Annotated in this window: 27 protein-coding genes; 3 read left to right on the top strand and 24 right to left on the bottom strand. The window is 73.0% G+C overall.

The window, feature by feature from the left end; translation table 11 throughout:
- Nucleotides 1-2 precede the first annotated feature (2 nt).
- The 24 genes from ABZ385_RS31850 to ABZ385_RS31735 all read right to left on the bottom strand — a co-directional run bounded on the left by ABZ385_RS31850 (nt 3) and on the right by ABZ385_RS31735 (nt 15098).
- Entirely contained in the window at nt 3-533 is a 531-nt protein-coding gene (locus ABZ385_RS31850) for a helix-turn-helix domain-containing protein (protein WP_358914057.1), read from the bottom strand.
- A gap of 148 nt (nt 534-681) precedes the next feature.
- Nucleotides 682-1086: a hypothetical protein gene (locus ABZ385_RS31845; RefSeq protein WP_358914056.1), complete on the bottom strand. Its 405-nt coding sequence runs from the start codon at nt 1084-1086 to the stop codon at nt 682-684.
- A gap of 83 nt (nt 1087-1169) precedes the next feature.
- Nucleotides 1170-1889 carry a hypothetical protein gene (locus tag ABZ385_RS31840; RefSeq protein WP_358914055.1) on the bottom strand — a complete coding sequence of 240 codons (720 nt, stop codon included), beginning with the start codon at nt 1887-1889 and terminating at the stop codon, nt 1170-1172.
- Nucleotides 1890-1946: 57 nt separating this feature from the next.
- Entirely contained in the window at nt 1947-2273 is a 327-nt protein-coding gene (locus tag ABZ385_RS31835) for a hypothetical protein (RefSeq protein WP_358914054.1), read from the bottom strand.
- Nucleotides 2274-2329: 56 nt separating this feature from the next.
- The gene (locus tag ABZ385_RS31830; protein WP_358914053.1) at nt 2330-2683 is read right to left on the bottom strand and encodes a hypothetical protein; all 354 of its coding nucleotides are present in this window, start codon (nt 2681-2683) and stop codon (nt 2330-2332) included.
- A gap of 55 nt (nt 2684-2738) precedes the next feature.
- Nucleotides 2739-3599, bottom strand: coding sequence for a hypothetical protein (locus ABZ385_RS31825; protein ID WP_358914052.1), 861 nt, complete (start codon nt 3597-3599; stop codon nt 2739-2741).
- A gap of 165 nt (nt 3600-3764) precedes the next feature.
- Nucleotides 3765-4583: a hypothetical protein gene (locus ABZ385_RS31820; protein ID WP_358914051.1), complete on the bottom strand. Its 819-nt coding sequence runs from the start codon at nt 4581-4583 to the stop codon at nt 3765-3767.
- 17 nt (nt 4584-4600) lie between these two features.
- The gene (locus ABZ385_RS31815) at nt 4601-4873 is read right to left on the bottom strand and encodes a hypothetical protein (RefSeq protein ID WP_358914050.1); all 273 of its coding nucleotides are present in this window, start codon (nt 4871-4873) and stop codon (nt 4601-4603) included.
- Entirely contained in the window at nt 4870-5664 is a 795-nt protein-coding gene (locus ABZ385_RS31810) for a hypothetical protein (protein WP_358914049.1), read from the bottom strand. Before ABZ385_RS31810 ends, ABZ385_RS31815 begins: the two co-directional genes overlap by 4 nt.
- A complete protein-coding gene (locus tag ABZ385_RS31805) occupies nt 5661-5990 on the bottom strand; it encodes a hypothetical protein (RefSeq protein WP_358914048.1) in 330 nt (109 codons plus the stop codon). The genes ABZ385_RS31810 and ABZ385_RS31805 overlap by 4 nt, the downstream gene beginning before the upstream one ends.
- Complete coding sequence (locus ABZ385_RS31800; protein WP_358914047.1) at nt 5987-6646, bottom strand: hypothetical protein; 660 nt, start codon at nt 6644-6646, stop codon at nt 5987-5989. Before ABZ385_RS31800 ends, ABZ385_RS31805 begins: the two co-directional genes overlap by 4 nt.
- Before the next feature lie 95 nt (nt 6647-6741).
- Nucleotides 6742-7239 (bottom strand): single-stranded DNA-binding protein, encoded by a 498-nt coding sequence (locus ABZ385_RS31795; protein ID WP_358914046.1) that lies wholly within the window; start codon nt 7237-7239, stop codon nt 6742-6744.
- 2 nt (nt 7240-7241) lie between these two features.
- Nucleotides 7242-7757 (bottom strand): HNH endonuclease signature motif containing protein, encoded by a 516-nt coding sequence (locus ABZ385_RS31790; RefSeq protein WP_358914045.1) that lies wholly within the window; start codon nt 7755-7757, stop codon nt 7242-7244.
- Between the two features lie 118 nt (nt 7758-7875).
- Nucleotides 7876-8046 carry a hypothetical protein gene (locus tag ABZ385_RS31785; RefSeq protein WP_358914044.1) on the bottom strand — a complete coding sequence of 57 codons (171 nt, stop codon included), beginning with the start codon at nt 8044-8046 and terminating at the stop codon, nt 7876-7878.
- Nucleotides 8043-8522, bottom strand: coding sequence for a hypothetical protein (locus ABZ385_RS31780; RefSeq protein ID WP_358914043.1), 480 nt, complete (start codon nt 8520-8522; stop codon nt 8043-8045). The genes ABZ385_RS31785 and ABZ385_RS31780 overlap by 4 nt, the downstream gene beginning before the upstream one ends.
- A complete protein-coding gene (locus ABZ385_RS31775; RefSeq protein ID WP_358914042.1) occupies nt 8519-9226 on the bottom strand; it encodes a cell surface glycoprotein in 708 nt (235 codons plus the stop codon). The genes ABZ385_RS31780 and ABZ385_RS31775 overlap by 4 nt, the downstream gene beginning before the upstream one ends.
- Nucleotides 9223-10173 (bottom strand): mucin-2, encoded by a 951-nt coding sequence (locus tag ABZ385_RS31770; protein WP_358914041.1) that lies wholly within the window; start codon nt 10171-10173, stop codon nt 9223-9225. Before ABZ385_RS31770 ends, ABZ385_RS31775 begins: the two co-directional genes overlap by 4 nt.
- Nucleotides 10174-10398: 225 nt before the next feature.
- Complete coding sequence (locus ABZ385_RS31765; RefSeq protein ID WP_358914040.1) at nt 10399-12093, bottom strand: DNA cytosine methyltransferase; 1695 nt, start codon at nt 12091-12093, stop codon at nt 10399-10401.
- Nucleotides 12090-12794 carry a hypothetical protein gene (locus tag ABZ385_RS31760; protein WP_358914039.1) on the bottom strand — a complete coding sequence of 235 codons (705 nt, stop codon included), beginning with the start codon at nt 12792-12794 and terminating at the stop codon, nt 12090-12092. Before ABZ385_RS31760 ends, ABZ385_RS31765 begins: the two co-directional genes overlap by 4 nt.
- Nucleotides 12791-13864: an ERF family protein gene (locus ABZ385_RS31755; RefSeq protein WP_358914038.1), complete on the bottom strand. Its 1074-nt coding sequence runs from the start codon at nt 13862-13864 to the stop codon at nt 12791-12793. The genes ABZ385_RS31760 and ABZ385_RS31755 overlap by 4 nt, the downstream gene beginning before the upstream one ends.
- Entirely contained in the window at nt 13861-14235 is a 375-nt protein-coding gene (locus tag ABZ385_RS31750; RefSeq protein WP_358914037.1) for a hypothetical protein, read from the bottom strand. The genes ABZ385_RS31755 and ABZ385_RS31750 overlap by 4 nt, the downstream gene beginning before the upstream one ends.
- Nucleotides 14232-14606, bottom strand: a complete 375-nt coding sequence (locus ABZ385_RS31745; protein WP_358914036.1) for a hypothetical protein — start codon at nt 14604-14606, stop codon at nt 14232-14234. Before ABZ385_RS31745 ends, ABZ385_RS31750 begins: the two co-directional genes overlap by 4 nt.
- 67 nt (nt 14607-14673) lie before the next feature.
- Complete coding sequence (locus ABZ385_RS31740) at nt 14674-14877, bottom strand: hypothetical protein (RefSeq protein WP_358914035.1); 204 nt, start codon at nt 14875-14877, stop codon at nt 14674-14676.
- Entirely contained in the window at nt 14874-15098 is a 225-nt protein-coding gene (locus ABZ385_RS31735; RefSeq protein WP_358914034.1) for an XRE family transcriptional regulator, read from the bottom strand. The genes ABZ385_RS31740 and ABZ385_RS31735 overlap by 4 nt, the downstream gene beginning before the upstream one ends.
- A gap of 276 nt (nt 15099-15374) precedes the next feature.
- Here ABZ385_RS31735 and ABZ385_RS31730 point away from each other — a divergent pair, with 276 nt between their 5' ends.
- Genes ABZ385_RS31730 through ABZ385_RS31720 form a run of 3 tightly spaced genes read left to right on the top strand, consistent with a single transcriptional unit; the run spans nt 15375 to nt 17966 of the window.
- Nucleotides 15375-15821 carry a helix-turn-helix transcriptional regulator gene (locus tag ABZ385_RS31730; protein WP_358914033.1) on the top strand — a complete coding sequence of 149 codons (447 nt, stop codon included), beginning with the start codon at nt 15375-15377 and terminating at the stop codon, nt 15819-15821.
- Nucleotides 15822-15837: 16 nt separating this feature from the next.
- On the top strand, nt 15838-16257 hold the full coding sequence (locus tag ABZ385_RS31725; RefSeq protein ID WP_358914032.1) for a hypothetical protein: 420 nt from the start codon (nt 15838-15840) through the stop codon (nt 16255-16257).
- Complete coding sequence (locus ABZ385_RS31720) at nt 16254-17966, top strand: recombinase family protein (protein ID WP_358914031.1); 1713 nt, start codon at nt 16254-16256, stop codon at nt 17964-17966. Before ABZ385_RS31725 ends, ABZ385_RS31720 begins: the two co-directional genes overlap by 4 nt.
- Nucleotides 17967-18006 lie beyond the last annotated feature (40 nt).

Here is an 18006-nt window from a genome sequence, read left to right as displayed (position 1 = left end):
GCTCACCCCCCGTCGGCGCCCCCGTCGTCGTCGGCGTCGTCGTCGCCGGCTGCGCGCGTCAGAGCGTCGCCGAGGGCTCCCAACATGCTTTTGACCTGCTCGACGCCCTCGCCGCCCTCGACCGGCGCGAGCTTGAGCGACTTCTCAATCGCCGTGCCGGTCGCCGCGAGGATCGCGCGTTGGTCCTGGAAGGTGGGCCGGTCGAGCCTGGTGTCGTTCCATACGTTGTCCTTGCCGCCGAACGCCCCGATGGTGCACGGCTCCCACAACTGCGCGCGCAGCTGCTCGGCGTCGGATTGCAGGGTGAGGGCGAGGGCGGTCCGCCGTGCGGCGAGGTCGGCCCGGCGTACCTCGGTGGCGACCGCGACCTCGCCCGCGCGGTCGAACGTGAGCGGGGGATCGAACTTGGCGGCGATCTTGGAAACGGTCGAGGGCGACCGGCGGATCGCTTTCGCGATGTGGTTCCGGCTCTTGCCCTGGGCGTGAAGGGTGCGCACCTGCTCGCGGTCGTTGTCGTCGATGGGTCGAGCCACGCGCGGTCACCCCCTCGCCCGGACATGCGAACGCCCCGCCGCTGGTGTGCGCTGCGGCGGGGCGTTCGGGTGGGGCGTCCGTTTCCGGGCACGCCGAGGTCGGTCCCGACTTTAGGTCACGAACCGATAACGGCGCAACCCGGAACGATCACGCGCGCGCGGGGCGCTCCGCGTCCGGACGCACGGGCGGCGTCGGACCGCCGAGCAGCGTCTCGGCGAACAGGGGGCGCAGCTGCTGAGCAGGCGGCGGCGGGGGCATCCGTCGGCCGACCGGCCGTGTCCGACGCATCGTCGCCGGGTTGGTCAGCTGGTAGGCGAGCAGGACCGGCGCAGTGTCCGGCGGGCACACCTTGTTCGCCCACGCGGTCCGGTACTGCATCGCGAGCTGTCCGACGGCCTGTCGGACAGCGTCGGCGAACGTGGGGTGCACGCGCATGATCTCGGCGAGGTCGGCGGCGAGGTCGTCGTCGATGCGCAGCGACGGCCGGTCGCCGGCTGCGGGCGGGCCCGACTTCTTGGCCGGTCGCCGGTCGGTAGGGTTGTTGGTAGCCATCGGTTGGGGTCGCTCCAATTCGGTGGTTAGGGCCCGCCCATACGGTTTGTGAGGAACCGGGCGGGCCCGCTCTGCGTGCGGGGTTACTGCTGGCCGGTGGTGACCTCGGCGAGAGGCGGGGCCGTGTCGCTCGTGCCGAACTTCCAGACACGTACGCGCAACTGCACGCCGGCGGGCTGCTCGTGCTGCTCACGGGCGAGCAGGTACCGCGCGAGCACGTCGGGCCGGTCCTTCCTCTTGCTGCTCTGCGCGGCCAGTTCGTGCCACTCGCCGTCGTCGCGCCGCTCGATGGTCCAGAACGCATCCCACCGGTTGAGGCCGTCGGGGTCGGCGGCGCGCTGCTCGCGCAGAATCGCGTACACCCTGGACTCGGTGAGGCCGACCTCGCCCGCGATCTGCGGAACCTCCTTGCCGCGGCTGCTCTCGGCCAAGACGACCAACGGCGTCGCTGCCTTGGCGGCCTCCCCGGCGAGGCGCAGCGCGCGCACGTCGTCGAGGGTGAGTTCGTCGGCGAGCTGTGCGAGGTAGCCCGGCCGCCCCTCGCTCTGGGCGTAGTGCTCGGCGATCTCGTAGACGTATTCGAGGGGGTCGGCGTCGGTCGGGTTCGGGTCGCCCGCGAGGGCACGCTCGGCCACGACCTGTCGCTCGTGCTCCGTGATCAGGTCGAGCAGCTGCTCGCGGAACTTCTCGGCGGCGGGCCGGTCGATCGCCGCACGGTGGCGCCGCGCGCGTCGGCTGGTCTCGACGGACGAAAGCGGCTCGCCCTCGTCCGGGCCGGGCTGCTGGGCGTCGCTGGTGCTCATGTGGTGGTGCTCCTGTCGGTGGTCGGGCCCGCCCTCGGGCGAGGGCGGGCGAGGCGGTCAGGCGGCGAACAGGGCGACCTGTTCGGGCTTGTGGGGCAGGCCGTCGAGGGCGAGCTGTACGGGGCGGAGAGGGGCCGTCACGGGGGCGGTGGGGCGCGGGGCGAGCGGGGCCTCGGTGCGCCACTGGGCGGCGACGGCGACGGCCTCGGCGCGGTCGCGGGCCTCGGCCCGTACGCACCGCTTGCACAGGTGCCACCCGCGCACGGCGGCGAAGATCGCGTTTCGCCCGCCCGCCGGTCGACCGCAGAACAGCTCTCGGGTTCCGGGGCGGCGGTAGTGGCCCGTGGTCTTGAGGGCGGCGCCGCGCACTGCGTAGGTCTCCACTGGGGGTGTCTCCCTTGGCGGGGCCCGCCCTCGGTGGGCGGGCCCCTTCGGCGGTGTCAGGCGGCGGGGACGATCAGGACCAGGTCAGCAGCGGGCCACGGGTCGCACACGTCCCACGGGTTGTCGTCGCCGAGGTCGACGACGGGCCCCTCGTGGTCGGTCATCGTGGCGCACGACCCACACCCGCACGTCGGGTCGTACGGCTTGGGGCGGGCGGTGTACTGGTCGTTGAAGTAGTCGGCGACGGGCATCCGGGCCCCGTACGCCCCGAACGACGCGAGGACGGTGTCGCCCTCGACGATCTGCTCGGCGCGCACGATGCGGGCGGCGGCGGGGTCGACCAGCAGGGGGGCGTGATCCTCGTCGGCGGGGAGCGCCGTCACGACCACAGGGAAGAACTCGACGAACATCGTGTGTCCCTTCGGGGTTGGGGGCGCCCGCGCGGGGCGCCCCCTCGGTGGTCGGTCAGGCGCGGTTGTCGATGACGTGGGCGCGGACGGCGGCGGCGGCCTGCTCCCAGAACTTCCACTCGCCGTCGAACTCGACCCAACGGCCGTCCTTGCCCGTGATGTGCGCCTCGATCGGGCGTCCGGGCCACACGATGCCGCGCTCGGTGCCGTCCTCGAACACGACGACGTATCCGGCGGTCGACCACGCGCAGACCCACCCGTCGCGCGTCACCTCGGGGTACTCGGTCATGTCCTGGTCTTCCTGCGACATGCACACGTCGCGGTAGCGCTGCGGCAGGAAGGTGATCACGCCGTACGGGCGCAGCTTCTCGACGGCGCGGGCGAACGCGCCCTCGCGGGTCTGCTGGCCGCAGAACACGTACTCGCGCGGGCCCAGCTGCGAGCCGTCGGCGGCGACGCGCTCGACGGTCCAGTACCCGTCAAGGGGCGTGCTGGCCGTGTTGAACACTCGGTACTCGGTGCCGTGCATCTGGAAGGCGGAACGGCCCTGCTCGTCGGGCTCGCCGAGGGTGGGCTCGGGCGCGGCCTCGCGGCTGTGGGTGCCGTTGCACTCGTCGGCGCGGCCCGTCTCGGCGCAGTCGCACGGGCAAGCGCAGTCCTCGACGGCGCGCACCCAGAACACGTACGCGTCACACGTCCACTCGCCGACGATCTCGGCGTCGGGCAGCTGGGCGAGCTTGTCGAGCAGGGCGTCGAACTCGGTCTCGTCCTCGGCGTCCTCGGCCGTGTTCTCGATGTCGGCCGTGAGCCACGCGCGGGCGCCGTCGAGGTCAGGCAGGCACTCGATCCGGTACTCGGGGTCGAGGCCGATCTCGTTCATGCCGACGTGGTAGCGGGTCCGGCTGCTGGCGTTCATTGGGGGTCGCTCCCTTGGTTGGTGTGGCGGGTGAGGGCCGCCGTTGTGTTGTTGTGGGAGCACTGTAACCACTTCTGAAGTGACTTCACAAGTGGGTTCAGAAGTCGGATCACAAAGGGGGTGCCGAGCAACTGCCCGGCACCCCCGGCCCGTTGGGCCCGGCCCCTACGCGGCAGGCTGCTGCCGGGCCTCGGCGAGGGCGACCCACAGGGCGACCAGGTCGGCCCCCCGCCACTCTCCGGACCGGCGGCCGTCGGCGGGCGCGGTGCACGCTGCGCCGGTCGAGCACACGACGACCGGCTCGCCGCCCGGACGGGTCCGGCCGGTCAGGCACCCCCCGCACCACGGGCACGGCTCGGCGAGGGTCGTCGACCGGCCGTCGCGGCCGAGGGCGCGCTCGACGGCCCGGCGGGCCCGGCTCGCGGTCGCCGCGAGGTGGTCGAGCAGGCGGACCGGCATCGGCTCGAACAGGTCGCCCGCCGGTTCGTCGAGGGCCCGCCCCTCAAGCCACACGGCGGCCCAGTGCAGACCGAACGCCCGGCTACCGGCCGAGGTCTGCGCCTGGTAGTGCCATCGGGCCGGGTCGGCGGCGTCGGCCTGGTCCGTGATGAACCGGCCGCGGCTGTCGCGCGCCGGTCGTATGGGGCGCTGCACGTACTCGGCGACTGCGTCGGCGAGGTCGAACAGCTCGCGCTCGACCTCGGTCGCGGCGTCGAGGGCGTCGAGGTTGAGCGGGGCCGGGTGCTCGCGCAGCAGCAGGGGGAGCCGGCCGACGGTCGCCGCCGGCTGCTCGTCCTCGACGGTGTCGGCCTGCTCGGCGAGGTGTCCGTCGATGTACGCGCGGGAGTCGCGCGGCGGCCACTCGGCGGCCGGTCGGCGGCCGATCGCGGCGAGCAGGTCGCCCCACTGCTCGCGCACGGCGGCGAGGTCGACGGCGGCGCGGCGGGCGACCGGCGGCGCGGTGTGGTCGAGGGGGGTCGTCATGGGGGCTGCTCCTGTGCTCAGTGCTTGCGACGGCGGGTGTGGGCGGGCCCGTATCGGGACTGCCACGCGGGGCGGTCGCGCGGTGCGACCGGCGGCGGGGCGAGGGCGTAGTCGTCCTGTCGGGCGTTGCGGGCGGCCTCGGCGGCCTGGGCGAGGGCCTGGGCCATGGCGCGCACGGCCGGGGCGACGGCCTCGGCCCACGCGCGCAGTGCCTTGCCCAGCTGCTCGACGGCGGCACGCAGCTGCTCGGGGTCGATGTCCGGCGGCGTGGCCGGTCGCTGCTCGGTCATGCCGTGGCCGGGTCGAGGGCGTACCGGATGCGCTCGGCGAGGTCGTGGCGGCCGTTGGCGTACGCGAGGTCGTTCGGCAGGCCGAGGCGCGGCCGGGGCTCGTCGGGCAGGGCGGCCCGGACGGCGGCGAGCAGCCGCTCGGCGGCCCTGGCCTGCTCCCGGTAGTGGTCCACGGTGCCTTGCATGGCGGCGCCGAGGCGGCGGGCCCGCTCCTCGACGGTGGCGAGCGCGATGTCGTGGTCGCGCTTCTGCTCGGCGAGGCGGGCCTCGGTCGATTCGGCGGCCTCGGCGAACGCTGCGTGCATGGCGGTCTGCCCGGCGTCGAGGGCGTCGCGGTCGCCGTCGAGGGCCTGCTCGATGCGCTCGGCGTAGACGGCGGCGGCGCCCATGGGGGAACCGGCGCGCATCCGGTGTGCGAGGTCGCGCACGCGGTCGAGGGTGCGCTCGGCGGCGGCACGGTGGCGCTCGGCGTCGTTGCTGCACTGGTGCGCGGCGCGGGCTATCTCCTCGGCCTGGGCGGCGCGCTGCTCGGCCTCGACGATGGCGGCCTCGGCGGCGGCGCGGTGCCGGTCGAGGGCGCGCGTCGACCCGGCGTTCGCCTTGCGCGACTCGTCGGCGGTGCGCTGCTCCTCGGTGACGTACTCGCGCAACAGGGCGGCCTCGGTGCGGGAGAGGCGGCCTCGGTCGGCGCGGGCGAGCAGGATGTCGAGACCGGCCCGCCGGTCGCTGCGCTCGTGGTCGCGTCCCCTGGTGCGGGAGTGCCGCCGGCGGCGCGGCTCGGTGCTGGTCATCGGTCGTTCTCCTCGGTACGTGCGGTGAGCACTCGGCATGTGGTGCAGCTCTGGGGGCAGGCCCGGCCCTCGCCGCGCGCGAGGCGGGCGAGGGCGCGGTCGGCGCGGCGGCGGCGCTGTCGGGCGGTCCCGAACGGCACGCCGAGGTAGAGCAGGCTCGGGGAGGGCAGCAGCCCGGCGCGGTGGGCGTAGTAGCGCCACCCCTGCCCGCGGGCCATGCACGGGCGGGCGAGGGGGCCGGGGTCGCGTCGGCACGCCCACCGGCCGAGGGGTACCCCGGACGCGAGCAGCAGGGCGACGGCGACCCCCCACGCCGTGCCGCTCACTCGGTGACCTGTGCGTCGAGGCCGGTCGCGTGCCGGTCGAGCAGCTTCCGCGTGTGGTCCATGCCGGTGAGCAGGCCGCGCGTGCTGCGGTTGACCCCGTGCTCGTCGCGGTACTCGTCGGCGTCGCGGCGGGCGAGGGCGGACAGCTCGCGCGTGTGCGCGGCGAGCAGGACCAGGGCGGCGGCGAGGGCCTGCTCGGGCGACCGGCGGGCGTCGTCGAGCAGCACGTCGCGCAGCGTGATGACCACGGGGTGACTGGCCTTGGCGTTGAACGCGAGGGCGCTCCGTACGTCGGCGACCCAATCCGTCGCCGGCTGCTGCGCCTGCTCGGGCGTGGCCATGGCGGCGAGGCCGAGGGCGGCGAGGTCGGGGTCGTCGGCGGGCAGCTGGTCGGCGACGGCGGCGAGCAGGGCGTCGAGACCGGCGGGGCGCGGTACGGGGGCGTCGTGAAGGGGGCACGGTGCGCCGGTCGCGTACGCCGTGTCGCACGCTCCGGCGGGCCCCTCAAGGGAGTTGGCGAGCTGTCGCAGGATGTCGGCGGCCACGGGGCGGGGGAGGTTGCACGCCACGTCGGCCGGTCCCTCGTTCGGCACGGTGACGATCAGGCGGTGAGTGTCGAGCGAGGCGAACGCGACGGCGTCGGGGATACGGCTCATGGGGTTGTGCTCCTGTCTCGGGTCCGAGGGGGTCGAGGTGGTGCTCACGCGCGCGGGAGGGCCCGCGTCCGGACGCGCGGCCCGGACGGGGTGCCTTAGAACGGGGGCTCGGGGCTTCCCTGGGTCGCCCACGGGTCGCCCTGGGGCTGCTGGCCGTACCCCTGCTGCTGGCCGTACGACTGCTGTCCGTACGCCTGCTGGGCGGGCTGCTGGCCTCGCTGGGCGTTGCCGGTCGCCTTGGTGACAGCCGCGGTTGCGCGGAGCAGCGACGGCGCGACCTCGTCGGCCTGTATCTCGTAGCTGCTGCGCTTGCTGCCGTCGGTGGCTTCGTACTGGCGTTGGGTGAGGCGGCCGACGACGATCACGCGGTCGCCGCGCTTGATGGACTCGGCGACGTGCTCGGCCTGCTGGCGCCACACGGCCACGCCGAGGAACACCGGCTCGCCGTCTTCCCACTCGTTCGTCTGGCGGTTGAACTTGCGGGGGGTGTTGGCCATGCGGAAGTTGGCGACGGCGGCGCCGCCGGGCGTGAACCTGAGTTCGGGGTCGGCAACCAGGTTGCCCGTGAACGTGATGACGGTGTCGCCACTCATGGTTATGCGGCCCTTTCGAGGGTGCGGGCGGTGCGGGGGCGTAGGGGCGCGACGGGGGCGAGGCGGCCCTCGCGGGCGCGGGCTCGGGCGGCTCGGGCGGCGGCGTTCTTGCACGCCCGGCACTTCCGCGTTCCGTCCTTCGCGCGGATGGTGTTCGCCTGGTCGTAGGGGTGACCGGCGGGGCAGTGCGTGACCGCGGCTCGCTGCGCGACGTGGTTGGTCGAGCGGAGCACGTTCACGCGGTGCGTGACGGCCTCAAGGTGGCCGGGGGCGACGCACTCACGGCGGCGGCACCGGTGGTCGACCTCAAGGCCGGCGGGTATCGGACCGAGTGCCTGCTCGTAGGCGTAGCGGTGGGCTTTGACGGTGCGGCCGGCGACCCAAAAGGTCCCGTAACCCTTCTCGTTCTGGGCGCCGTCCCACAGGTGGCAGGGGCCGGGGCAGTCCCGGCGGAGTGACCAGGGGCCCGCGGGGTTCACCTTCGCGGCGAACCGGGCGGCCGGGGAGGGCCGTTCCATGGATGTACCTCCGTCGGGATGTAGTGGCCTTGCCAGACAGACAGGCTATCTGTCTGGACAGAAAGCTAGCAGACAGGGGGGCGCGCCGGTCATGGGGAAACGCCCCCCTGTTCTGCGGCTATGCGGCGGCCTGGGCGTCGCTCTCGGGCTCGTCGAGGGTGAGCGTCCACCCCACGGCCGTGAGTTCGCCGGCGACGGCCTCGGCCACGTCCTCGGCGTCCTGTAGGCCGTTGCCGTGGGCGACCTCGACGGCGGCACGGATGGCGGCGAGGGCCGCGTCGGGCATCATCGCTGCGCGCCGGTCACGTGCCGTGCCTCGCGTCGTCCGCACTGCTCGCGGGCGACCGGCGGGCGCACCATCATGCGGGCGAGGGCGTCAAGGTCGCGCTCGGCCTGCTCGGCGGCGGCGCGGCGGGCGGCGGCGGCCTGCTCGGCGGCGCGGCGCTGCTCCTCGGCGCGGGCGCGGGCCTCGGCCTCGGCGGCGAGGCGTTCGGCGAGCCGGGCGGGCCCGTCGACCTCGAACCACGTCGACCAGCGGCCGTACCCGTGGTGCTCCTCGACGATCACGTACGCCCCCTGGTCGGCCATGTCGCGCGCGATGCGCCGGGCGGCCTTGCGGTCGCTGGTCGGCTTCACGGCGGGCCGGTCGGGCCGCTGGTCCCACGATCCGGTGATCCGGAACCCGGCCGTGTTCTTCGTGCGGTCGCTCGCCTTGGCGCGGCGGCGGTGCGCGGCGCGCTCGGGGTGCTTCTTGTTCCGGTTCATGCGGCCGGCTCCCTCGGGGCGTAGTGCTGGGCGGTGGCGAGGTCGAGGCGGGACGGGTGCGGCTCGGTGCGGTCCCGGCGGCGCTTCCCGCCCTGCTGGCACGGCTGGCCGGGCCGGGCGCGGCACGTCACGTACGGGCACGTCACGTCGAGAGGGTCGGGCAGGCCGTCGGCGGCGCGGCGCTCGCGCTCGGCTCGCGTCTTGCGGAAGTCGGCGAGGGCGTCGGCGACGGTGCGCGGCATGTAGTCGGCGCCGAGGGCGGCGAGGCGGGCGGCGGCGAACTCGTTCCGCTCGTCGCGGGTGCTTCCGCCGGTCAGTTCGCGGTACACCGACGGGGCGGCCTGTCCGGTGGCTATGGCGGTCCGGGTGTCGGCGAGGGCGGCGCGGTACGCGGTCTGGTCGTCGGGGTCGACCGGCGGCACGGGGTCGGTGTGGCGGCCGAGTACGTCGGCCTTGAATGCGTGCCACGGGCGCGAAACGTCGCTCGGCTGGATGCGGTACGGGCTGGTCGCGATGTGGTGGCGGACGACGTGCCCGGCGTGCCAGTCGCGGCCGTCGGGGTGCGGGGCCGTCGTCGGCACGTCGGCGAGCAGGTCGAACCACTGGTCGAGGCGTTCGTCGGCCTCGGCCTGGTCGGCGGGGGCGAGGCGGGGGTCGAGGCGCACGGCGTAGGCGAGCAGCGCGGCCACTTCTTCGACCATCATCGGGCGTTCTCCTGGGGGTTGAGGGCGGCGGCGAACATGTCGGCGGCGCGGGCGACACGGCCGGGGCGGGCGGCATCGAGGGGGATCACGTCGGCACCGGGCGAGGTCGGGGCGCCGTCGGGGACGGGCGGGAGCGCGGTCCAGCCGGGCAGGAAGTACCGGACGGAGCGCGGGCGGGAGCGGGCGCGGCCGAACTGCCCGCGGGCGTGCTCGACCAGGGCGGCGACGGATGTCCTCGCGACGATCGCCTCAAGGCGGAACCACTCGGCCGTTTCGAGGGACCACTCGACGACGATCCCGGCGGCGGTGAGCGCGTCGCGCAAGGGGACGACGTTCGGGGGCACGGCCGGGGTCGAGGCGTAGCTAGCTTGCTGTACCTCCGTAGGAGGTACAGCGGGACGGGTCGGGTCGGGTCGGGGGGACCGTGACTGTTCCTCGCCGTCACGGTGTGACCCGTGGCCCTGACCTGCGATGTCGTCGGGAAACTCGATCTGATTCGCGAGCGGTTCGCGATTTTCGCCCGACGGATCGTCGTCGATTCGCGGACGATTCGCCGACGAATCGCGCGGATTACGCTCCTGGTTCCGCTGCTCGGCGGCCCTTTCGCGTGCCCGCTTCTGGCGCTCGGCGGCGGCGGCGCGGTCGTCCTCGACGCGCGCGCGGGTCGGGTTGTAGGTCAGGAAGTCGTGCATCACGTAGTCGCCGGCGGGCGGCTGCTGGCACCGGTCGCAGCTGTGACCGTGGGCGTGCCACAGGCCGGACGCGACCAGCTTCCGGGCCTGGGGCGCGGTGCCGTACAGCTGGGCGACGACACCCGGTATCACGCCCTCGGTGAGGTGCTGCGCGGCGTACGCGCCCGCGCGGACCCACAGGCCGAGGGCGGCGTTACCGGCCTTGAGTAGCTTCGGGTTCGTGTGCGCCGTGTCGTCGACTTTGAACCAGGTCACGGGGGTGGTGCTCCTGTCGGGGATGGGGCACCCGGGGCGAGGGGCCGGTCGGCTCGTCCTCGCCCCGGGGCGTTCACTGGGCGCGCTGGCGCTGGAAGTACGGGCGGGTCCGGGCGGGCTGGTGCTCCTCGCATCGCCACCCGCACACGTACGGGCGGACCGGCCGCGCGCCGCATCGGGGGTTGCCGTGGTCGCACGCGGGCGGCGGCGGGGGCTCGGCGGGGCTCATGCGGCGAGGCCGAACCGCTCGGCGATTCCGGCGCGGTGCAGCAGGAACCGGATCGCGTGGGCGGCCTGCTGGGGCACGACGCCGTTCCCCAACGCCTTGAGCTGGGCCGGGCGGGACAGGCCCGGTACGCCCGTCACGTGGCCGTGGGGGAGACCCATCATCCACTCGACGAACTCGGCGGTCAGGCGGCCTCGATCGTCAGTTGGCCGGGGTGCCGGTCGGCCCGTCGCCGCTTCCCACCGCTCGACGGCGGGCGCGTAGGTCCCCCAATCGAGGCCGCCGCGTTCGCCAGTGTCGGCGTCCCGTCCCCGTACTTCTGGTTCGGGCTCGCCTTGGTGCCGTCGCTCGCCCTCGGCGTCGGGAACATCGGCAACACGACCTCCGACAGCGGCGGCCGAAACCCCTCGCTCGACCGGCGTCCCGGCGTCCCCGTGTCGCTCGCCCTCGGCGTCGGCAGCAGCGGCGCGGCGTCCGTCAACGTCTCCCCGTACCCCTGCCCGTACGGCGTCCCGTCCTCCCGCCGGTTCCTCGACCCGCGCGAGTCGGCGGCCGTCGGCGTCGGCAACAGGTGCTCCACCTCGTCCGCGAGCGTCGGACCGTGCCCGCCCCGCTTCCTCTTCTCCGGGTGCTGCGACCCCCCGTTCACCGCGAGTTGAGCCGTTGGTGTCTTGAGCAGCCGCACGACCGCCGGTAGGCCGTCCTCGAACCCCACGCCCTTGCTGTCCCTCGCCCTGGGCGTCGGCAGCTGCGCGATGCGCGCCCGCAACGTGTCGTTGCGGTTCCCGTCCGGGGCGCCCGGCCCGTTCCACTCGCTCGTGGTCGGCGTCGGCAGCAGGCCACGCGATGATGAAAACGCGCTCACGCTGGTGCGGGGCCCCGACTTCGGATGCGCGCTGCACGTGCCATTCCGCATCGAACCCGAGGTCGGCCAAGTCGCCGAGAACGGCGCCGACAGCTCGAAGAGTGTCGGCGTCTCCGCCGTCCTCATCCACAGGCGCGCCGTCGAGTCCCAGACTGCGAACGGCCTTGGCGGAGAGGAGTCCGCGAACATTCTCGATCACTACCAATCGGGGTCGGAGGATGGCTATCGCGCGGGCCACGTGGAACCACAGGCCGGACCTGGTGCCCCTGATCACGCGCTCGGGCGGCGGGCCCGCCGGGTCGGCGAGGTCGCGGGCGTTGAGTTCGGCAACCGCGGCGGCGGCGGCCATGCCGGACAGGCGCGACGGCACGGCACCGGACGGCGAGGCGGCCTCACACGTCGCGTGGTCGTGGTCGCCCCACCGGCAGTTGCCGCAGAGCAGGGCGCCCGCGGGTACGACCGTGTCGCCGATGACGCCCGCCCGCTTGCCGGCGAGGCTCACGTCTTGGCACGGGAAACCGGCGCACAGGATGTCGACCGGCTCGACGGCCGACCAGTCGACGGCCGTCACGTCGCCGTGGTTGGGCACGTCCGGCCAGTGGTGCGCGAGGATGCGCGCGGCGTACTGGTGCTTGTCGTCGGGGTCGTACTGGCAGTGCCACGCCACGGTTGCGCCGAGCAGGTTCATGACGGCCATGTCGAGGCCGCCGTATCCGCTGCACAGGGAACCGATCCGCAACCCGTCGGACACGTCGAGGGCGAGCTGTCCGGGCACGTCGGTGAACCGCTCGGCGATCAGCTGCTCGGCGCGGTCGAGGGTGCGCGTCATGCGGCCTCGCCCCCCGCCGTGATCGCGGCGAGCTGCTGCGCGAGGGCACCGGAACGCCACGCCTCGGCGGTCGTGTCCTTCCCGCCCTTGCGCCACGTGATCGCGTACGTCCTCGCCCTGGTCGGCTTGATGACGACGCCGGGCACGTCGAGCACTTCGCCCGTGGTCTTGTCGACCAGCTTCGCGGCCTCGGCGGCGTCCATCTCGGCGAGCAGTTCCGCGAGCTTCCACGGCTTGACCTCGCGCACGATCCGCGTCGTGGTCCACTCCTCGTCGGGCCACTGCTTCCGGACCCACCGGGCGAGGGCTTCCTCGTCGGTGACGACCGGCCCCGTCTCGCCCTTGCGCAGCGAGATCGTGGCGACCTGCTCGCCGGTCGGCAGGGACGCGACGACGCGCTCGGTCCCGTCGCGCTTCTCGGCGGCGTCGAGGGCCCGCTGTGTGCGCGCCTTCACGTCCTTCTGCGCGGCGGCCACCCGCTCGGCGAGCAGCTTCAACACGGCGGCCTCGGTGGCAAGGTCACGCAGCGACTCGGCCGGCTGCGCGACGGCGGGCTCGGCGTCGAGCGGCTGCTCGCCGAACGTCGGCTCGCGACCGGCGGCGGCGTCGGCCTCGACCTTGAGCCGCTGCACGCCGAGCGCTTCCGTGATCGTGTCGTAGTGGTGCTGGGCGATCGGGTCGTCGAACGTCGGCTCGCTCATGCGCTCGCCGCCTTCGCGGCATCGAGCAGGTCGTCGCGCATCTCGCGCAGCTGCTCGACGGTGCCCTCGGCCGACGTGCGGCCGTACTTCGAGCTGAACAGCTGCTCGACCTCGGCGCGGTCGGTCACGCCCGCGCTGCGGGCGGCGTCGAACAGCTCGCCCACGGCGGCGGCCTGCTCCTCGTTCACCTGCTGCGGGCGCGGCTGCTGGTGACCGGCGGGCGCCTGCTGCGACTTCTGGGCGGCCTGCCTCTTCGCGGCGTCGACCTGGTCCAGCTGGGCGACGAACTCGGGCGGGGCCCCCGCCGCGACGGCGGCGGCGCGCACCTTCGCGAACGCCTCGGGGTTCTGCGCCTTCCGGGCCTGGGCGAGGTAGTCGGGGCGCTGCTGGCGCTGCTGCTGAGCGGGGGCCTGCTGCTCCCACGGGCCCGCCTCGGCGCGGTTGCTGCGGCGCGGCTGCTGCCCGCCCTGCTGGCGCTGCTGCTGCCCGCCCCGGCGCTGCTGCTGGCGCTGCCCGCCCTGCTGGCGCTGCTGCGGCGCGGCGCTCGGCGCGGTGTCCTGGTCGCTGTCGTCGATCGACCGGGAGTCGACCGGGATCATGAACACCCAGAACAACATGTACTTGAGGGCGGCGCTCATGGCCTTGTTGGTGCTCTTGTCGCCGCTGTCCATGGCTTCGCCGGGCAGGGTCACGAGCAGGCAGTCGCCGGCGGGCCCGTAGATGCGGTACAGCATCTTGAGGACCGTGTGCGTGCCCTTCTCGCCGCGCGGGCGCTGCCGGTGCTCGACGACCTCGGGCGCGATGAAACAGCCGTGGTTCCGCATCGGGCCCGCCATGGCCGACATGGCGTCGTCGACACCCCGGAAGCTGTAGTTCTGCTGCGTGTTCTGCTTGTCCTTGCTGACCGGCATCACGTCTTGCATCACGCCGTGGATGACCTGGAACACGCGCGGGGCGTCGGCGGGCGACCCGGGCGGCGCGGGCTCGTACGCCGTCCGGATGGACGGGGCACCCTCGACGGCCACGGGGGCCGGGGCGGGCTGGTTCGGGTGCAGCTGGGTGACGGTCACGGGCGCGGGCTCCTGGTCGTGCTGTGCCGGATGCGACCGGCGAGGCGGGTGATACGGCCGGCGAGGGTGATCGCCGAATCGGGGTCGAGCAGGTCGTCGAGGTCGGCGGCGATCGGGGCCTCGGCGGCCAGTCCCTCGCGGCTCGCGTCGGCGGCGGCGGCGCGCATCGCCCGCTCGTACTCGGGCACGTCGTGCCCGTAGATCGCTCGGTCGAGGGCGGCGACGTTCTCGCCGTGGTGGGCGAGCAGGGCGCCGAGGGTGCCGGGGTCCTCGGCGTACGCGAGGGCGAGGTCGTCGAGCAGGTGCTCGGCGCGGGCGGCGATCGGCAGGCGGACGGCGAGGCCGTCGGCGGACAACTGGGGGCGGATCATCGGTGCAGCTCCTCGGGCAGGGTCGGCGCGTCGAGGGCGAGGTCGCCCGTCGCTGCGTCGTAGGCGTGCGCGCGGGTCCAGTCGGCGGCGGGGAACGCCCGGCGCAGCAGGCCGAGGGCGGCGCGGTGCGCGAGCCGGTCGGCCTTGAGCGGCAGGCCGAGGGCGTCGTCGAGGGCGACCCACATCGCGACGCGCTGCTCGCCGTCGCGGTCGGTGCTCACGGGGACGATTCGCACTCGGGCGGTACCGGGGGCGATCTGTTCGAGCTGCCGGGCGAGTACGCCGGTCAGGGCGAGTCGCTTCCGTGCGGCGAGGGCGCCCTCGACGGCCTCGGCGGCGCGGGGGCGGGCGGTACACTGGGCGGTGTTCACGATCGGTGCCTCTCGGGGTTCGGTCGGGGAGGGCCGTCCGGGTCGCGACCGGGCGGCCTTTCGTCGTTCAGGCGGCGGCGCGGTTGGGGGCGTCCTGCTCGGCCTGCTGGGTGCGGTGCGCACGCTCGGCGCGGCGTAGGGCGAGTTCGGCCTCGGGCGCGAGGCGACCGGCGGCGCGGTCGCGGGCGATCCGGTCGAGGGCACGGTCGAGAACACGCCGCGCGTTGGCGAACGCGACCTCGCGCGGGATGACGGTCGAGGGGCCGGTCATGCGGCAGCCTGGGTGCTCGGCTCGCGCAGTTTCAGCAGGCGAGAGGCGGGGATGCCGTACTCGTCCTGTACGGCGGCGGCGAGGCGGGCACTCGGCGCGGTCTTGCCGGTCCACAAACGCCACGCCGTTACGGGGGCAACTTTCAGCCGGGCTGCGAGGTCTGTGTAATGCCGGTCGCCTTTGTCGGTGGCAACTGCCACAAGGTGCGCACGGTCGTACATGGGCCGTTCCTTTCCGGTCAGACAGGATGCCTGTCTGGACAGAAAGTAACACCTATCTTTCAGGAGTGAAAGTTAGGGCAGGGTGTCACGGCCTGTGACGGTGGGTGTTATGGCGTTGACAGGGGGGTACGTCCGATACAGAATCGGACGTACGTTCGAGGCAAGAGGGCAGGTCACGGCCTGTGCTCGCGCTGCAAGGGGGTGGGGTGGTGCGACGGCGCGCCAAGGCTGGAACGCTATGTATCGCGCGAGACAGCTACGCGCTACATTTCACCCATGAAAAACAGAAAGCGCGGCGAGACCGACCGCGCCCAGCAGTTCGCCGACTGGCTTCACGAGCAGCTGACGGCCAGGGGCTACGACCTATCGGGGGCGCGCAGCGGGGGCAAAAGCCGCTTCGCCGAAGACTCGGGCATTAGCCCATCAACCGTCGGCCGGCTGCTCGACGGCAAGCGAGTCACGGACATGGACGTACTCGCCCGGCTCGCCGACCAACTCGGCATCACCCTGGGCACGGTCCTGCTCCGCGCGGGCATCGTCGACCGCGACGACCTGATCGCCATACAGGAGCCGGAGACCGGCCCCAACGCGATGACTCCCGAGCAGGCAGCGACGGCCCTCAACATCACAGAACCGACTAAGCGTGCCGTCTTTGTGTCCATGGCGGAGACGCTGCAACAGCCACCCCCCGACACAGGCGAGGAACGACTCGCAGAGCACTAAACGCACGGAGGCACCGTTGAACGGCCGCAGGATGTACGCCCCCACTGTCGCGATTCTCGTAGCCGGCATCGTCATCGGCCTGCTCGGAATCTTCCAGGACGGGGGCGACATGTCCCGCGCCGGAATCCTGCTGGCATTCGCCAGCCTCCCCCCACTCTGCTACTGGCAGACGCAGCGCGCCCACGACGCCGTAGAGGACCAGGTCGCCGACGCCCACGAAGCCGGCTACCGCCTCGCCCTCGAACACGTCGCTAAGGGCCTGCTCAGCAGGAAACCCGCACCGACGGACGGTGGGACGCACGTCGAGGCCATCGACGACCGCGCCACCACCAACGACGACCGCGCCGCCGAGGAAACCACGGGCACCGTTGCCCCCAGCAACGTGCGCCCGCTGCGACTCGTCCGGCACGACCACGACGAACGGAAGATCGTATGACCCTTCCCGACATCCCAACCACGTTCCACGGCTCGGCGCACGCCGGCGAGCCGTGGATCGGCTATATCCGCGTGTCGACGTGGAAAGAGGAGAAGATCAGCCCCGAACTGCAACGCACTGCCATCGAGCAGTGGGCCGAGCGCACCGGCCGCCGCATAGTCGACTGGATCATCGACCTCGACGAGTCCGGCCGCCACTTCAAACGCAAGATCATGGGCGGCATCGAGCGCATCGAGCGCCGCGAGGTGCGCGGCATCGCGGTGTGGCGCTACAGCAGGTTCGGACGCAACCGGACCGGCAACGCTGCCAACCTCGCCCGCGTCGAGGCCGTCGGCGGCCTGCTCGAATCGGCAACCGAACCGATCGACGCCTCGACCGCCATCGGCCGACTGGCACGCGGCATGTACATGGAGTTCGCCGCGTTCGAGAGCGACCGCGCCGGCGAGCAGTGGAAGGAGACACACGAGCACCGGCTCGCCGCCAAGCTGCCCGCGACCGGCCGCCCGCGGTTCGGGTACATCTGGCACCGGCGGCGCATCCCGGACCCCACCGCGCCGGACGGCATCCGGCTGCAACAGGAGCGGTACGCGCTGCACCCCGACCACGCGTCAGTGGTTGAGGAACTGTACGAGCGCAAGATCGAGGAACACGACGGCTTCAACTCCCTGGCGCACTGGCTCAACGAAGAGTTGGTCATCCCCACCATGCGCGGGAAGGCGTGGGGCGTGAGCAGCGTCTCGCGGTACCTCGACTCAGGGTTCGCCGCCGGTCTCCTCCGCACGCACGACAAGACGTGCCCGTGCGGGTACAGCAGCGGCACCAAGAGCAGCTGCCCCGACAACCGGTTCATCTACCTGCCCGGCGCACAGCCGCGCATCATCACCCCCGACCAGTGGGAGGCGTACAAGGAACACCGGAAGCTGATCAAGTCGACGCCCCCGCGCGCCCGGAAGGCGACCTATCCCCTTACCGGCCTGCTCCGTCACGGGTACTGCCGGTTCCACATGAGCGCCGCGTCGTACACCAGCCACGGCGAGCAGCTGCGCGGGCATCTCCTGGTGTGCAGCCGACACAAGTACGCGAACCGGATTGACTGCCCCAAGGGCATCAGCGTGAAGCGCGAGTTCGTCGAGGGCGAGGTGTTGACGTGGCTCAAGCGCGAGGCCGCGCCGGGCATCGACGCCACGCCGTCCGTGCCCGCGCAACGGGGCGAGCTGGTCGAGGACCCGCGCGCCCGCGCGCAGCGCGAGCGGGCCCGGCTGCAAGTCGAGTTGACCAAGGTTGAGGGCGCCCTCGACCGGTTGGTCATGGACAACGCCATGAACCCGGAGAAGTACCCGGCGGACAGCTTCGCGCGCGTGCGCGACCAGTTCGCCGGACAGCGGGGGACGATCATCAAGGCCATGGCCGAACTGGGGGAGGCCGAGGCGACGCCGACCCGCGAGGAGTTCGTACCCCTGATGCTCGGCCTGGTCGAGGCGTGGGAGCACATGCAGCCGATCGAGAAGAACGCACTTCTTCGGCAGCTGGTACGGCGCGTCGTGTGCCACGACATCCGTACGGAAGGGTCGCGCTGGATCGAGACGCGGGTCGAGGTACATCCGGTGTTCGAGCCGGACCCGTGGGCCCCGATCATGGGCGAGGTCGTCGCCCGCAAGGACGAGCCGACCGAGGTCAACGACCGCGCCGACGCCGTAACCCTGTTCTGACCAGCAGTTTTTTATTTGCCCCTTTAGGCGCACTGTTCCA

The organism is Streptomyces sp. NPDC005898 (assembly GCF_040629635.1).
Taxonomy (GTDB): Bacteria; Actinomycetota; Actinomycetes; order Streptomycetales; family Streptomycetaceae; genus Streptomyces.
This window is presented reverse-complemented; position numbering and strand designations above follow the sequence as displayed.

Excerpts from the sequence above, each read along its gene's own strand:
- ABZ385_RS31730 (WP_358914033.1), top strand. The coding sequence starts at position 15,375 with ATGAAAAACAGAAAGCGCGGCGAGACCGACCGCGCCCAGCAGTTCGCC.
- ABZ385_RS31720 (WP_358914031.1), top strand. The coding sequence starts at position 16,254 with ATGACCCTTCCCGACATCCCAACCACGTTCCACGGCTCGGCGCACGCC.
- ABZ385_RS31820 (WP_358914051.1), bottom strand. The coding sequence starts at position 4,583 with ATGACGACCCCCCTCGACCACACCGCGCCGCCGGTCGCCCGCCGCGCC.
- ABZ385_RS31785 (WP_358914044.1), bottom strand. The coding sequence starts at position 8,046 with ATGATGCCCGACGCGGCCCTCGCCGCCATCCGTGCCGCCGTCGAGGTC.
- ABZ385_RS31810 (WP_358914049.1), bottom strand. The coding sequence starts at position 5,664 with ATGACCAGCACCGAGCCGCGCCGCCGGCGGCACTCCCGCACCAGGGGA.
- ABZ385_RS31735 (WP_358914034.1), bottom strand. The coding sequence starts at position 15,098 with ATGTACGACCGTGCGCACCTTGTGGCAGTTGCCACCGACAAAGGCGAC.
- ABZ385_RS31765 (WP_358914040.1), bottom strand. The coding sequence starts at position 12,093 with ATGACGCGCACCCTCGACCGCGCCGAGCAGCTGATCGCCGAGCGGTTC.
- ABZ385_RS31815 (WP_358914050.1), bottom strand. The coding sequence starts at position 4,873 with ATGACCGAGCAGCGACCGGCCACGCCGCCGGACATCGACCCCGAGCAG.
- ABZ385_RS31840 (WP_358914055.1), bottom strand. The coding sequence starts at position 1,889 with ATGAGCACCAGCGACGCCCAGCAGCCCGGCCCGGACGAGGGCGAGCCG.
- ABZ385_RS31775 (WP_358914042.1), bottom strand. The coding sequence starts at position 9,226 with ATGATGGTCGAAGAAGTGGCCGCGCTGCTCGCCTACGCCGTGCGCCTC.
- ABZ385_RS31790 (WP_358914045.1), bottom strand. The coding sequence starts at position 7,757 with ATGGAACGGCCCTCCCCGGCCGCCCGGTTCGCCGCGAAGGTGAACCCC.
- ABZ385_RS31800 (WP_358914047.1), bottom strand. The coding sequence starts at position 6,646 with ATGAGCCGTATCCCCGACGCCGTCGCGTTCGCCTCGCTCGACACTCAC.
- ABZ385_RS31740 (WP_358914035.1), bottom strand. The coding sequence starts at position 14,877 with ATGACCGGCCCCTCGACCGTCATCCCGCGCGAGGTCGCGTTCGCCAAC.
- ABZ385_RS31780 (WP_358914043.1), bottom strand. The coding sequence starts at position 8,522 with ATGAACCGGAACAAGAAGCACCCCGAGCGCGCCGCGCACCGCCGCCGC.
- ABZ385_RS31795 (WP_358914046.1), bottom strand. The coding sequence starts at position 7,239 with ATGAGTGGCGACACCGTCATCACGTTCACGGGCAACCTGGTTGCCGAC.
- ABZ385_RS31760 (WP_358914039.1), bottom strand. The coding sequence starts at position 12,794 with ATGAGCGAGCCGACGTTCGACGACCCGATCGCCCAGCACCACTACGAC.
- ABZ385_RS31830 (WP_358914053.1), bottom strand. The coding sequence starts at position 2,683 with ATGTTCGTCGAGTTCTTCCCTGTGGTCGTGACGGCGCTCCCCGCCGAC.
- ABZ385_RS31845 (WP_358914056.1), bottom strand. The coding sequence starts at position 1,086 with ATGGCTACCAACAACCCTACCGACCGGCGACCGGCCAAGAAGTCGGGC.
- ABZ385_RS31825 (WP_358914052.1), bottom strand. The coding sequence starts at position 3,599 with ATGAACGCCAGCAGCCGGACCCGCTACCACGTCGGCATGAACGAGATC.
- ABZ385_RS31750 (WP_358914037.1), bottom strand. The coding sequence starts at position 14,235 with ATGATCCGCCCCCAGTTGTCCGCCGACGGCCTCGCCGTCCGCCTGCCG.